This window comes from Hahella sp. CCB-MM4 (genome assembly GCF_002260525.1).
GTDB lineage: Bacteria > Pseudomonadota > Gammaproteobacteria > Pseudomonadales > Oleiphilaceae > Hahella.
Map to the genome: position 1 here is coordinate 615578 of NZ_MRYI01000002.1, position 14855 is coordinate 630432.

At 51.4% G+C, this 14855-nt stretch carries 13 protein-coding genes; 5 read left to right on the forward strand and 8 right to left on the reverse strand.

Annotation, left to right across the window (positions count from 1 at the left end):
- Positions 1-75: 75 nt before the first annotated feature.
- Both BTA51_RS06380 and BTA51_RS06385 read left to right on the forward strand, forming a co-directional pair.
- The gene (locus BTA51_RS06380; protein WP_094706568.1) at positions 76-309 is read left to right on the forward strand and encodes a DUF2789 domain-containing protein; all 234 of its coding nucleotides are present in this window, start codon (positions 76-78) and stop codon (positions 307-309) included.
- A gap of 172 nt (positions 310-481) precedes the next feature.
- Positions 482-2473: a hybrid sensor histidine kinase/response regulator gene (locus BTA51_RS06385; protein ID WP_094706569.1), complete on the forward strand. Its 1992-nt coding sequence runs from the start codon at positions 482-484 to the stop codon at positions 2471-2473.
- Here the strand turns inward: BTA51_RS06385 and BTA51_RS06390 are convergent.
- Entirely contained in the window at positions 2470-3390 is a 921-nt protein-coding gene (locus BTA51_RS06390) for a LysR substrate-binding domain-containing protein (RefSeq protein ID WP_094706570.1), read from the reverse strand. The genes BTA51_RS06385 and BTA51_RS06390 overlap by 4 nt on opposite strands.
- Before the next feature lie 205 nt (positions 3391-3595).
- Between BTA51_RS06390 and betC the strand changes: the two genes are divergently transcribed.
- The 3 genes from betC to BTA51_RS06405 all read left to right on the forward strand — a co-directional run bounded on the left by betC (position 3596) and on the right by BTA51_RS06405 (position 7956).
- Complete coding sequence (betC, locus tag BTA51_RS06395) at positions 3596-5110, forward strand: choline-sulfatase (RefSeq protein WP_094706571.1); 1515 nt, start codon at positions 3596-3598, stop codon at positions 5108-5110.
- Positions 5111-5214: 104 nt separating this feature from the next.
- On the forward strand, positions 5215-6120 hold the full coding sequence (locus tag BTA51_RS06400; RefSeq protein ID WP_168188093.1) for a choline ABC transporter substrate-binding protein: 906 nt from the start codon (positions 5215-5217) through the stop codon (positions 6118-6120).
- A 39-nt stretch (positions 6121-6159) separates the two neighbouring features.
- Positions 6160-7956, forward strand: coding sequence for a SulP family inorganic anion transporter (locus BTA51_RS06405; protein ID WP_094706573.1), 1797 nt, complete (start codon positions 6160-6162; stop codon positions 7954-7956).
- A gap of 53 nt (positions 7957-8009) precedes the next feature.
- On the opposite strand, the gene BTA51_RS06410 is transcribed toward BTA51_RS06405, so the two are convergent.
- The 7 genes from BTA51_RS06410 to BTA51_RS30880 all read right to left on the reverse strand — a co-directional run bounded on the left by BTA51_RS06410 (position 8010) and on the right by BTA51_RS30880 (position 14842).
- Positions 8010-8633 (reverse strand): response regulator transcription factor, encoded by a 624-nt coding sequence (locus BTA51_RS06410; RefSeq protein WP_094706574.1) that lies wholly within the window; start codon positions 8631-8633, stop codon positions 8010-8012.
- Between the two features lie 259 nt (positions 8634-8892).
- A complete protein-coding gene (locus tag BTA51_RS06415) occupies positions 8893-10662 on the reverse strand; it encodes a GGDEF domain-containing protein (protein ID WP_094706575.1) in 1770 nt (589 codons plus the stop codon).
- A 68-nt stretch (positions 10663-10730) separates the two neighbouring features.
- On the reverse strand, positions 10731-11660 hold the full coding sequence (gene xerC / locus BTA51_RS06420; RefSeq protein WP_094706576.1) for a tyrosine recombinase XerC: 930 nt from the start codon (positions 11658-11660) through the stop codon (positions 10731-10733).
- A 36-nt stretch (positions 11661-11696) separates the two neighbouring features.
- Complete coding sequence (locus BTA51_RS06425) at positions 11697-12416, reverse strand: DUF484 family protein (RefSeq protein ID WP_094706577.1); 720 nt, start codon at positions 12414-12416, stop codon at positions 11697-11699.
- Positions 12417-12541: 125 nt separating this feature from the next.
- Positions 12542-13372, reverse strand: a complete 831-nt coding sequence (gene dapF, locus BTA51_RS06430; RefSeq protein WP_094706747.1) for a diaminopimelate epimerase — start codon at positions 13370-13372, stop codon at positions 12542-12544.
- Between the two features lie 10 nt (positions 13373-13382).
- Complete coding sequence (gene lysA, locus BTA51_RS06435; RefSeq protein WP_094706578.1) at positions 13383-14651, reverse strand: diaminopimelate decarboxylase; 1269 nt, start codon at positions 14649-14651, stop codon at positions 13383-13385.
- Positions 14652-14692: 41 nt separating this feature from the next.
- Entirely contained in the window at positions 14693-14842 is a 150-nt protein-coding gene (locus BTA51_RS30880) for a lipoprotein (protein ID WP_094706579.1), read from the reverse strand.
- Positions 14843-14855: the final 13 nt, after the last annotated feature.

Sequence of the window (14855 nt, forward strand, 5' to 3'; positions counted from 1 at the left end):
GGTGGTGAATCTAATCCATTCAGAATATTGAACCTTGTTCACCTAACCATTAACCTACGCTTTCGGGAGGATTCCATGGACACATCCACTCATAATCTTCGCGGTTTATTCGAACAGCTTGGTCTGCCCGGTGACCAGGATTCCGTTACGGCCTTTATCGAAGAGCATGCACCTCTCTCCAATGGCACGAACCTGTCGGATGCCCCCTTTCTGAACGAATCACAGAGGGACTTCATACGGCAGCAGTGGGAACTGGATTCAGACTGGTGCGAAGCAATAGATGAGTTGGATGCGCTGCTCAGGCATTAACAGAATGAATACATTTCGTAACCATCGATTTACATTAAATTGTCCATATCATGAACACCATCTTGGTATGCAAAAAATTATCAGTATATGATGGGCGCCGCTTAGCTCTATCCATGAATCTCTTGATACTGTGCCCTCATCAGAAACCACCCGTCAAAAAGGATATTCCACGGTGACAAACAGCCAGCGGAAGCAGGGGAGTTATCCCTGGCTTAATGCCAAAATTCTAGGCGCTTACCTGATCATATTGGTGGCGGCTCTTGCCGCTCTTGGCTCACTTGTGATCAATCAGCAGGTTGAGCGTTGGCAGACTTCGGTTTCAGCCGGCCTCGATCTGGTCGGCCCGAGCCTCCACGATGCAGCCCAACAGCAGGATGTTATCCAGATCAAAGCCATTCTTGCAGCGTTGTCCCGAATTGCACCGTTTGAGACTGCAGAAGTTCGCAAGACGACCAGCGATTTCCGGCTGCTTTACCCGGACACTCCGGAACAGGCGTTAAACGATTCCGGGTTGCACCGGGGATGGTTGACCCTTTGGCCCTATTCCTATCGTTTTGGGGACGGCCAGTACGAAGTGATTATCACCCCCGACCCGGATCTGCTGGAATCATCCATAATCCAGCAGTTTTTTACCTTGGCATTGATAGCAACAGGCCTTCTGGCAGCGGCCGTAGGTGTACATGGCTTGTACTGGCAATGGTCCGTACAACGTCCACTGTTGCAAATTCTCAAGGAAATTCGTGACGTCCGGCTCGAGCGCCCCGCCCGCCACCTGCTGGCAGCTCACAGGCATCAGCGTATGATGCAGGAGATGGACGAGCTAGCCAGCTATATCAACCAGTTATTACTGGTGATCGACAACCAGCAGCAGAACCGTAAACAGGTGGAAGAACAGCTTAAAGCCCACCAACGCAATCTCAGCAAGATCGTGCAATCCCGGACCGCTGAGCTGGTTGAGCTGAATAAGAAGTTTGTGCAACAGCAGTTCGACGCCAAAACCTCCGCTTTGGAAGCCAAGCAAGCCCGTTGGGAGGCAGAAAAAGCCAACCAGGACAAAACCCGCTTCCTGGCGGCGGCCAGCCACGACCTTCGACAGCCGTTGCATGCCATGAGCCTGTTTGTCGAAGCGCTGCGCCCACAGCTGACCAACTCAGCCGCCATTTCCATTCATGACAACTTGAAACGCTCACTGGAAACCATGAAGGAGCTGTTTAACGCGCTGCTGGATATTTCCAAGCTGGAAGCGGGCGTACTGCAACCCCAAATAGAGCACTTCTCTGTACAGCGGATTCTGGACCGTCTGGAAGTTGTCTATCGACAACAGGCTATCGAAAAAGATCTGGATTTGCGTATTGGCCAAAGCCACTACACTCTCCACAGCGACCCGCATCTGTTGGAGCAGGTCATCAGTAACCTGGTGGGCAACGCCATCAAATACACAGAATCCGGCTACGTGTTAGTTGGCTGCAAACGGTACAAAGACTCGATCCGCTTCATGGTCTGGGACAGCGGACCGGGGATTCCCAAAAACGAACACAATTCCATCTTTAAGGAGTTCGTACAGTTAGCCAACCCCGAACGGGATCGCAGTAAAGGTCTGGGGCTTGGTCTGTCTATCGTGAAACGTACTTGTCAGCTACTGGACCACGAGATTCGATTCCTTTCAACTCCGGGCAATGGTACGAGATTCGAGATCATTGTCCCGCTTGGACAGGCTCCCGTCATCAGAGAGACTCAACCAACCTACGGCGCAATGTCATCCATGAACCTGCAGAAGGTACTGGTGATTGATGACGACGCCGCCATCCTGCTGGGAATGAAGGCCTTGCTGGAGTCGTGGGACCTTAAACCCATCCTGGCCCGATCTGTAGAAGATGCCTTGCGGGTATGCGGTAGCCGGCAGAATAAACCTGATCTGATTATCAGCGACCTTAGGCTGGGTAATGAAGTGACTGGAGTGATGGCGATTCAGCGCATGCATCAGCATTTCCGTTCCAATGTCCCGGCCCTGCTGATCACCGGAGACACCTCTCCAGAACGGATACGTTTGGCTTATGAATCCCCATATCCTTTGCTGCATAAGCCAATCAAACCGGCCCAGCTGCGCTCCGTGTGTACCTCGATTCTGCAGTTCAATACCGCAGATTCCGCACAACAGGCTTAAACGCCCCCGGCTTTCGTAGCGAGGTTCTCCCTGAGCCATTTGACGAAGCTCTCCACCGGCGGGGAGCTTTCCGAATTGTCCGGGAGAACCAGAAAGTAGCCGTGGTTGGAGTGGACAGTAAAATCCCGAAGAGCAACCAGTAGCCCGTCATCAATCAGATGATCAACCAGAGTTGTCCACCCCAGTCCGACTCCTTGACCCGCCATGGCAGCCTGCACCAGCAACGTGTAATTATTGAATTCCAACACAGGCTCCCCGGGAATGGTCGAACTTTTCAGAGACCGGAATAAGCCGTTCCAATCCAACCAGCGATGACCAGGCTCCGCATCCAGCTTGAGTAATGCCTGTGAGGACAGTTGGGTTAATGAATCGATTGGGCCGTGCTCCTTGAGATACCCTGGACTGCATACCGGAAAGACCTGTTCAGGTATCAGCATTTGCGAAACACAGCCCCGGTACTCACCATCACCGAACAGAATCGCCACATCCGTCTCACTCCCGGCCAACTCAAATTCGGACTGTGACGTCTGTATCCTGATATCCACTTCCGGGTATTTTTTTCGAAATTGAGGCAGACGAAGCAAAAGCCAAAAAGCGGCAAAAGCGAAATCAGTTGCGACATTGATACGTGGAAATTTCTTCTGATACCGGATTTCATCCAGAGCTTTACGAAGAGTGTTCAGACTACTTTGAGTGGCTACAAACAGCTTTTGACCAGCCTCTGTTAATTCCACACCGCGATACACCCGGATAAAAAGCGGAACCTGGAGATGGGCTTCAAGCCCTTGAATCTGCTGACTAATTGCCGGCTGAGTGGTATTCATTTCACGGGCGGCAGCGGTAAAACTCAAGTGGCGGGCAGCCACCTCAAAAACGTGCAGACTTTGTAGCGGCGGCAGGCGGTCGTCATATGGCATAAGCTGAGCTTATCTCTTGAATAAGATTTCAGTCAGTTTACAGCATCGTTTTCCTTAGACAATCTATAAACAGCAGACAATCCTTAAACAACAGCCAATTATTGTCTGAATGACATCAATTCAGCTTATTGCAAATATCTCATGCAATCTCAGTTTCGAAACATCGTCATAAAACACAGCCACTGAACAGGACATCCACCGCATCATGAGACAACCTAACATTCTTTTTATCATGGCTGACCAGATGGCAGCGGATTCCCTGCCGGTATACGGCCATCCCGTCGTCAAGGCGCCAAACCTATCAGCCCTGGCCAATAACGGCGTGGTCTTCGATTCAGCCTACTGCAACAGCCCCCTCTGCGCTCCTTCACGATATGTGCTGATGAGCGGCCAGCTGCCTTCCAAAATCGGAGCCTACGATAACTCAGCAGACTTTCCCGCGGATGTTCCGACCTTCGCCCACTACTTGCGGGCAAGCGGTTACAAAACGGCGTTGTCCGGAAAGATGCACTTCTGTGGTCCGGATCAACTACATGGCTTCGAAGAGCGGCTGACCACCGATATCTACCCGGCTGACTATGGGTGGTTTCCGGACTGGGAGGACTTTTCCCATCGGCCCAGTTGGTATCACAACATGTCTTCGGTTACCCAGGCAGGTCCATGCGTCCGCACCAATCAGTTGGACTTTGACGATGAAGTAGTATTCCACGCAACCCGTTATCTCTACGATATCGTTCGCAGTAATGACCAGCGCCCCTTCTGCCTGACCGTCTCCATGACCCACCCGCATGATCCTTATGCAACACCGAAGGAATACTGGGATCTCTATGACAATGACGAAATCGATCTGCCACAGGTGCAGATTGCCCGGGAAGATCAGGATCCTCATTCAAAGCGCTTGCAGTATGTTTACGGCTTATACGACCAGGAAATCAGCGATCAACAGATTATTAATGCCCGAAGAGCCTATTACGGGGCCATCAGTTATGTGGATAACAAAATAGGGCAGTTGCTAAAGGCACTTAGAGAGACAAGATTGGCTGAGAACACCATTATCGTGTTTTCGGGAGATCACGGAGACATGCTGGGAGAACGCAATCTCTGGTACAAAATGTCCTGGTTCGAACGGTCTGCCAGGGTTCCCATGATTGTCCATGCCCCAGCCAAGTTCCGGCCTCATCGGGTGCAGCAGTCAGTCTCCACCATGGATTTACTCCCCACCTTCGCAGCCCTTGCCAATCACGGCACTGAACCGGAGTACGCCATGCCAATCCAGGGAAGAAGCCTGATGCCTCATTTGCAGGAGTCCGGCGGACATGATGAAGTGATCGGAGAATACTTTGGCGAAGGAGCCGTTGCTCCGTTGTTCATGATCCGGCGTGAGCAGTACAAATATATATGCTCTGAACCTGACCCTGAGCAACTATTCAACCTCAAAGAGGATCCACAGGAATTAAACAATCTGGCAGAGGATCCATCCTACGCCACCCTGCTGGAGGAATTCAGACGGGAGGCAACAGGCAGATGGGACAGCCCCCAACTCACCCGTGAGGTTATTCAAAGCCAGAAACGGCGGAGACTGATTTTCTCAGCGTTAACCAAAGGCAACATCGTTTCCTGGGATCATCAACCTATTTTCAAAGCCAGTGAAATGTACATGCGTAACCACATTGACCTGGATGACCTGGAGAGAAAATCAAGATTCCCGAAAGTCGAGTAATCCAACTAATGCCGAAGTTTGCGGCCCAACAATGTATGAGGAGCATCGTTATGGCAAGACAAAACACAATTAATCCCCCGGGCACCCGCTGCCAACGTCTATTGATGGCGTTTTTACTACTGGTCAGTGTGACTTCCGCCAGTGCAACGGAATGTGGCGAGGTAAGATTTACCGATCCAGGATGGACGGATATCGGCGCCACTAACGGGGTTGTGACGACATTGCTGGAAGGACTCGGCTACAAAACCACGATTACCCTGCTAGGCGTCCCCATTGGATTTGAAAGCCTGAAAAACGGTGAAATAGACATCTTCATGGGCAACTGGATGCCTGCCCAGCAAAAGTTTATCGATAAATACGGCAACGATATCGACATTATCAAAACCAACCTTGAGGGGGCCAAATTTACATTGGCTGTACCCACTTATGCCTACCAGGCAGGAGTGACAGATTTTGCAGACCTGGCAGCCCATTCAAAGCAGTTTGACCATAAAATCTACGGCATCGAGCCCGGCGCACCGGCCAACCAAAAGCTCCAGACCATGATTGATCAAGGCGATTTTGGCCTCAAGGGATGGAAAGTGGTAGAGTCCGGTGAACAAGCCATGCTCAGCCAGGTTTCCCGAACGGTCAAACGCGATAAATATATTGTCTTCCTGGCCTGGGAGCCTCACCCAATGAATGTAAACTACGATATTCGCTACCTGACTGGCGGAGACAAATACTTCGGGCCCAATCTCGGCGGCGCTACCGTGTACACGGTAACGCGCAAGGGATTCAGCCAGGAATGTCCTAATGTGGGCAATTTACTGAATAACCTGCAGTTCAGCCTGACCATGGAAAATGAGATTATCGGTGCTGTGCTGAACGATGGGAAGAAACCCGCCGACGCCGCCAGTACCTGGTTGGCCAGCCACCCATCGGTACTGGATGCCTGGCTTCAGAACATTAAAACCATTGATGGAAAGCCAGGTCTGGCTGCCGTAAAAAATCATTTGGGTATCCATTAACCCTTACTGCCAGGAGACGCCCGTGTTGAGCACCGGTCTATGCTGATCAGAACACTTCATCACAGGCTGCCCTGGCTGAAACAACTGGATGCACCGACTCTGCGAGCAGATATTTTTGCCGCATTGACCGGTGCATCTCTGGCTATCCCCCAAGGTGTTGCCTTTGCCTCTATTGCAGGTCTGCCCCCGGAGTATGGTTTCTACTGTGCGCTGGTTGCACCGGTTATTGCCATTCTTCTGGGGTCATCCTGGCACATGGTGTGCGGACCAACCACTGCCATATCGGCGCTCCTGTTCGCCACGTTGCAGGGTCACTTCATCCCCGGCAGCCCTGAGTTTATTGAAGCGGCAATTACCATCACATTCCTCGCCGGGCTATTGCAATTGGCATTGGGGATCTTGAAGTTCGGCAGCCTGACCAACTTTGTATCCCATGCAGTCATGGTAGGATTCATTACCGGAGCAGCCTTACTGATAATACTCAGCCAGATCCGCCACCTGCTTCAGATTAGTTTGCCCCGGCCAGAGCACATTATTGACTTCGCGGGAGGCTTTATTCCCGCACTGATGACCTTCAATTCCTATGCATTGGCCATCGGTCTGACCACCTTTGCCTCAGCACTGCTGATCAAACAGCTGGTGCCAAAAGCGCCTCATTATCTTTTAGCTCTATTGTGCGGCTCGATACTGGGCCATTTCCTTGATGCCGGCCAGCATGGTGTGGAACTGGTAGGCAGGCTAGAGGGCGTTATTCCACCGTTCAGTATTCCCCATATCTCTCTGGAGCAGGTTAGAGAACTCGCTCCAGGTTCAATTGCCCTCGCCCTGGTCGGATTATTGGAAGCCGTATCAATTGCACGGGCAATCAGTCTCAAGAGCGGCCAGAAAATCGACGCCAACAAAGAGTTTATCGGGCAGGCCTGGTCCAATATCGGCGGAAGTTTTCTCTCGTCATACATGAGCTCCGGATCATTCACCCGAAGTGGCGTCAATGTGGAGTCAGGCGGTCGGACACCGTTCGCTGTTATTCTGATGTCAGTATTCTTATTTTTGATTCTCTTCTTTGTGGCCCCACTGTTTGCACACCTACCCATCCCCGCCATGGCCAGCGTCATCATTCTGGTGGGCTGGCGGTTAATCGCTTTCGCTGAACTGCGCCATTACTGGCAGACCAGCAAGGATGAACTTGCGATAGCATTGGTGACGCTCACAGGGTGCATAGGAATCAGTCTGGAGTTCGGCTTATATTGCGGCGTGGGATTGTCCATTGCGCTGTTTCTCAACAAAACGGCCAAGCCTTATGTCAGAGTATTGGCACCGATGAAAACCGCGCAGGGCACTTATTTTCACAATATTCAACGCTTCGGTCTGCCTACCTGCCCCCAGATCAACTTCATCCGGCTTGATGGTCCGATATATTTCGGATCGGTGGACTTTATCAGTCACCAGCTACAGGAAATCGCAAGCACTTACCCTCTCGCCCATCACTGGGTCTTCCTGTGTCGAGGTATCTCCAACCTTGATATGCAGGGGGCTCACATGCTGAAAGAGCTATTCCTTCAAAAACAGAAAGAAGGCAAGCAGGTACACCTCGTAATCCGCTATGTATGGCAACTGGACCGGTTTCGGAAGTTCGGTCTGCTCGACGTGGTAGGGAGTCATCGGATTTACCCGGGAAAGGGAATTGCCATCAAGCAACTGGTACCGATACTTCAGGATGATATATGTGCAGGCTGTTCAAGCCGGATCTTTGATGAATGTTCCGGGAAGCCAAACGAAATATCGCCAGCTTTTCCGTCCAAACCGGAAATAACTGGCGATAAGCAGAACAATTAACAGTTCAGAAACGATTAAAAGTTCAGACAATGCCTGACTGTATGAGAGGCGGATCAGAGCAGCTTCAATTCCCGTGCACGATGAACTGCCTGGGTACGATTGGCAGCACTCAACTCTCGGAAAATCGCAGCGATATGCGCTTTGATGGTACCGGGCGCAATGCTCAGATGAACCCCAATCTGCTTGTTCGACATTCCTTCTGCGAGAAGGCTCAGTACTTCCAATTGACGGGGAGTTAAGCTGATATCCTCATTAATGGGTCGATCACTCTGCCGACCACTCAATAACTCATGTGGAACGTAGATACCACCGGACATCATTAATTGGATTGCACTGGAAATGACCGCGTTGGAGGAGGACTTGGGAACGTAACCCAGTGCTCCCAGCTTGATTGCCTCCTGAATCAGGTGACTTTCCTCGCTGGCGGAAATTACTGCAAAAGGTGTGGAACAGTAGGTCTGTTTAAGGCGGTTAAGCAACTCCAGACCCTGACTGTCCGGCAGGCTGAGATCCAGCAATACCAGATCGACGGGACCCAAACGGTCAAGCCATTGCCTGACCTCAGCTCCAGAGGCTGCCTCATAGACTTCCGCATCGGCATACATTCCCTGAATGATCATTTTCAAGCCGCTTCGGAAAATGCCGTGGTCGTCCGTGATAATAAACTTCGTGCTCATGGTAATTCGCAATCCATCTCAGTGTGGTCTCAAGTGTGCGACCTGACGACCGGAAAAACCATATTTTGCTCTCAAGAACAGTGTTCTCAGGAGCTACATTGAGTTGCCTAGACAGTCGGTCGATGGGTCACATTCAGTCTGCGCAACGACTGATGCAAAATTAGCCATTCTTCAAAATCAAGCGTCAATATGCAACCCGTCAAATGCCCTATATATATCATTTTTACTATACCAAATGGACTAGTCCTTTTGGTATTTTTTATACAGAGCCAGCGCTATCAGCCTTTTCAACGCGGTTACGACCGTTTAATTTTGCCCGATATAGGGCCTTGTCTGCCATTTCAAAAACGCCGTTGAGGTTGGCATTTCCGGAAAAACCGCAGATTCCGATTGAAATGGTAACTTGTACTCTCGCATTACGAAAATGAAAAGGCAACCGGGACACCATCTCTCTAGTTTTTTCCATGACAGTGACAGCAGTTTCCACATCCGTTTCAGGAAGTAGTATGACGAACTCCTCCCCTCCATAACGGGCAATAAAATCCGTCTTCCGAATCCTGCGGGAGATTTCCTTCCCTATCAGCTGGATAACCTTATCTCCAGCGAGGTGGCCATAAGTATCGTTAACCGTTTTAAACTTATCAATATCCACGACGACCAGGGTGAGCGGGTTCTTATAGCGGCGCCAGCGTTCAAACTCCTGTTGGGCACGCTGTTCGTAGGCCATTCGATTCGGAAGCCCCGTCAGAATATCTGTGATGGCCCTCTGTTGCTCCTCCACCAGTTGCTTTTGCATATCACGGGATTCCGACTCCAGCTGCCGCAAACGGTGCTGTAGATTTTCAAGCTCCGCATTCAGCCCGGCATCACGCTCCGATTCCTTGTTCATAAACTGGGTAAGCGTTACCAGGATGGAATCCAGGTTCGTATTCACAGAAAGCTTGAGTTGCTCGACATTCTCCGCTTCATGCATGGATTCCTGCATATGCCTGACATACCTGCGCACCGCCTCCTGAAGCTCAGAACTGTTTTCCTTCGAGGCTGTCTGGCTGGCCTGACTACTTTCAAAAAAGCTCTGGATACTGACCAAACGATCATCCAGTGACTTGAGGAACGATTCAAATTCCTGCTGTCCCCGGCCAAACGCCGCAATGACGAGATTGGCAATGTCGTCCAGGGTAGGAACAAGCTCATACCAATTCAGACTGCCCGCGATCTTCTGCTGAACTTTTTGCGAATCCGCCTGCATGGAATCAGGCAAGCGCAGGTGCTGGACCAGATGGCTGAGGGTAGCACTGACATGGTCGGCAATGGCGGAAAATCCAGGCTCAAACTGCTCCCCTGAGACAGGCCGGGGTTCACTCGCAGAAATTTCCAGGGCGTAGGGCTCAGCGGTCTCGCTCTCTGTATGCGCAACGCTTTCAGCCTCTTCCAGCTCATCGACCCCGGGAATTTCTTCAGATTCCGGTGACAACGTTTTGGCCCCGGGTGATGAAGCCCCCTGTCCGGCAAACAATCTCCCGAAAAATCCCTGTGATGGAGCAGCGCCGGACTGACCGGCGACTTCCTGTAAGGCATCCCCCAGAAAACCTGCATATTCAGATAACAATTTAGGGTAATGTCGAAGATCACTGATTTTGCTATCCAGCTGCTTTCCATAGCGCTTTAGAGCTTTTTTCTGCCCTCTGGGAAGCTCCAGCTCCAGCAACCGATCCACCAGACTGGAGAAGGCCTGGAGAATGCCTTCAGCTGTCACAGAACGACTCTGGTCCAGCGCAAGGACGGACTTTTCGACATTGTCCAATGCGCGGTTAAGATCACTGGAAGAGGGGGACTCCTGTCTCAATAAATTCCGCAGCTTGTCGAGATCTGCATCCATTTTGGAATCCAGACCCTGGGCTGCCAGGCTTACTCTGATCAGCAATCGCTGCAGAGTGTTCATCTGCTCTTTGAAATCAGATTCCTGGCGTTCAATTTCTTCCAGTTTGTCAAAATACTTATTTTTCCAACGCTCGTTTTCAGAAGTCATAACGCGATGGTATTTCCCCAAAATACAGCTGTTATTGTGATGGGCGACGGCGACGTTTAGTGCCGTGCTCAGTCATCTCCCGACCCGCTTTGGTCCGCCTGCACTTTACCGTTTCTTTTCCGGGCTCGGGGATGCGCACGATCATACACCTGGGCCAGGTGCTGAAAGTTCAGATGAGTATATATCTGGGTAGTGGCAATATCAGCATGGCCCAGCATTTCCTGCACGGCTCGTAGGTCCCCGCTGGATTCCAATAGATGACTGGCAAACGAATGTCGAAACAAGTGGGGATGGAGACGCCCAAAATACCCTCTGACTTGCGCCCACTGCTTCAGGCGCAATTGAATACTGCGATGACTCAATCTCTGGCCGTGACGATTGATAAAAACAGCCGTCTCTTCCGCCGACGTCATGTCTCGCCGCACGTCATACCACTGCAGCAAGGCATCCCTGGCAGCAGAGCCTACCGGAACAATTCGTTGTTTGCGGCCTTTACCAAGTACCCGGGCAATCCCTTCCTCCAGATCCAGGTCCTGCATATCCAGACCTGCCAATTCCGCCAATCGAATACCGGACGAGTAGAACAGCTCTGCCATGGCCGTATCCCGTGCATCAAGCTCATCTTCCGGCGCTTGATCCAGTAATTGTTTGGCTAGATCAACATCCAGGGTCATGGGCAGTTTTTTGGGGGCTTTAGGCGCTGAAAGTCCATTGGCGGGATTGTGCTCAGCCAGGTTTTCACGTATCAGGTAATCGTAAAACCGTCGAATGGCGGATAGCCACCGCTGCAGAGATTTACTGGATAGACCCTGACGATGAAACAATGCCAGGGCCTGACGGAGATCTGCCAGTTGCAGTTGCGGCCAGCTTGAAACTGACCGGTCTTCAGCATAGGAACGCAGACGCTCAAGATCGCGTTGGTAACTGCTGACAGTATGCGGGGAATAGCGGCGCTCATGGCGGAGATGATCAACATAGGCATCAATCTGCACCTGCATCTTTATCCCCTTTTTATACCCTCTAAGTCGACCAATCTATGAGGAACCAGCGGTTCCTTCCTTTGCCAGCAGAGGAGGCAGCATTCGGCTCAAAGAGTCGCTGATGTAGGAAAGAAACAATGTGCCCATGCTGCTCTGGAAATAATCGCCTTTACGGCTGCCAATACTCAGGACCCCGAGAGTTTCACCATATTGCAGGGGAATCACCGCCGCAGAGGCCACCTCGTTAGCATCTCCTCCAAACAGCATTTCCTTTTTACCGTCATCCAGGCGTCCACAATAGGCACGGCCACCATCAAGCAGATCCCCCAGGACATCCCGGCTTTTTTCAAGGTCTTGCATGATAATGTTACTGACGGGATAGCGATTTTTATCTCCGAACAGAATCAGGCTGCAGAAGTCCACATTGAAGTCTGTCAGGAAACTGTCTTCCAGAACAATCACCATTTCATCCAGTGATTGAGCCTCCAGCAGGTTCATCAGGAGACGTTTGCTCTTCTCAAAGAAACGGTCATTATGGCGGGCAGTTTCAATCAAATCGTATAACTGCCTTTCGTACTTGTCCCGTTGTTCACGAAACAGTGTGACTTGTCGTTCAACCAGAGAGATGGCACTTCCTGAACGGTGGGGCAGCTTGATTTCACCAAGCAGATATTCATGCTCCACAAAGAAATCCGGATGAGCACGTAAATAGGCGACCACTTCTTCCGCCGTCAGCTCCCCCTGATCATTGGGGCGTTTTGCCTGATTTTTCATTCATACTCCACTATATCTGCTCGGGGAGTCCCCCACCTGCCGATGTTGTTGTCATTTTTGACGCAGGACACCTTCTAGTCGACGAACGACCCAGCCGGTGAACTACCGATAAATACGAACCTGCGCTATATACGAACCTGGCCTTCAAATACACGGGTTGCCGGGCCAGTCATCATGACTGAATGACCTTCACCTTCCCAACTGATCTTCAGATTACCACCAGGTAACTTTATTTCCACTTTTTCATCCAGTAGACCCTGCAGAACTCCTGCGACCATGGCTGCACAGGCACCTGTCCCGCAGGCCAGTGTTTCACCCGCGCCGCGTTCGAACACTCTAAGCTTAGCAAAACGACGGTGAACCACCTGTAAAAAACCAATATTGGCCTTCTCCGGAAACAGTTCATGGCATTCCAGAGCCCGCCCCAACTTATGAACCGGGGCACGATTGATATCTTCCACCAGCAATACACCGTGGGGGTTCCCCATGGAAACAGCCGCCAGTTCATAGGTTCGCTCACCTACTTGAAATGGATATAGCAATCGGCGTTCTGAGAAATTAATGGGGATTTGCGCTGGCTCCAGCCTCGGAACCCCCATATCCACCGTGACCGTTCCATCCTTGTTGGCCAGCAACTCGATGATGCCGTTCTTGGTCTCTACCCGGATGCTCTTCTTGTTGGTCAGACGGTTATCCCGAACAAACTTTGCGAAACACCGGGCTCCGTTACCACACTGTTCCACTTCAGAGCCGTCCGCATTGAATATCCGGTAGCGGAAATCAACATCCGGGGTGCCAGGAGGTTCGACCAGCAACATCTGGTCAAAACCGATACCGAAATTTCGATCAGCCAGTTTCCGCACTTGATCCGGACGAAAGTGAGCGTGCTGGGATATCAGGTCGACCACCATAAAGTCGTTACCCAATCCATGCATCTTGGTGAACTTAACCAGCATCTGCACCCACTTACCCGGAATGACCGGATGCATCAGGCAGCAGGGACTCAGCAGCATACAATTCCTGCAAGGTCTCGCGACGTCTGATCAGGTGCGTCTCGTTGCCATCGACCATCACCTCTGCCGCCCGAGCCCGGGAGTTGTAGTTGGAACTCATCGTGAATCCGTATGCCCCGGCTGACCTTACTGCAAGCAGGTCTCCCGGTTTGAGGTTCAGCAACCGGTCTTTACCGATGAAGTCACCCGTTTCACAGACCGGTCCGACAATATCAAAGCTGGCTTCAGTACCTTCCTGATGTGGCTGAACCGGAATAATATTTTGCCAGGCGCCGTAGAGGGAAGGGCGGATAAGGTCGTTCATGGCCGCATCCACAATCGCAAAATGCTTATGCCCGTTGTCTTTGAGGAACTCGACCCGAGTCAACATGATGCCCGCATTTGCCGCAATGGAACGCCCGGGTTCCAACACCAGGGTAAGACCTGACTCTTTCATTCGATCCAGCACCGCAGCGGCATATTCCGTCGGATGGGGAGGCGACTCTTCGTTGTAGGTCACACCCAGTCCACCCCCGAGATCCAAATGACGCAGGGGAATACCTTCAGCTGCCAGCTGCCTTACAGTTGCTAGCACACGATCCAGTGCATCAAGGAACGGCGCAATTTGAGTCAATTGAGAGCCGATATGGCAGTCAATGCCCATCACTTCCAAATGGGGAGACTTAGCAGCCCGACGATACAGCTCCAGAGCTACATCAATATCGATACCGAACTTGTTCTCTTTCAGGCCGGTTGAAATGTAGGGGTGGGTCTGTGCATCCACATCAGGATTGACCCGTAGAGAGATCGGAGCTTTTTTCCGGCATTCCGCAGCCACCTGTTCCACCAGACCGAGTTCGGCTTCGGACTCGATATTGAAACAGTGTACACCGACTTCCAGTGCCCGACGGATCTCCCCAGCTTGCTTGCCAACGCCAGAAAAAACCACCTTGTCCGGACTGCCCCCTGCGGCCAGCACTCTTTCCAGCTCACCCTGGGACACGATGTCAAATCCTGCACCCAGCCGGGCCAGGACATTCAGCACTGCCAGATTGGAGTTCGCCTTCACCGCATAACAGATCAGGTGGGGATAGTCCTGCAGGGCAGTCTGGTAAGCATGATAATGCCTTTCCAGAGTGGCCCGGGAATATACATAACAGGGAGTGCCGTATTGTTCGGCAATATCTTGAACGGCAACATCTTCAGCAAACAGCTGATTTTGCCGGTAATTAAAGTAATCCATAATTCGACTCAGCAGTGAGACAGATCATGCAACTGTCGACTTCACCCAGGTAAATTACCAGGTGCCACCCAGACGCCGTCCGGGGCTGACCACTGCCAGAGCTCCTGAGGCAATTGCAAGGGGCCTTTCTGGCCACATGACAATAACCCGAGGCAAGCTGCTACAACGATGGCGACGCCAATAATCCGCATGAACTATCCCGAA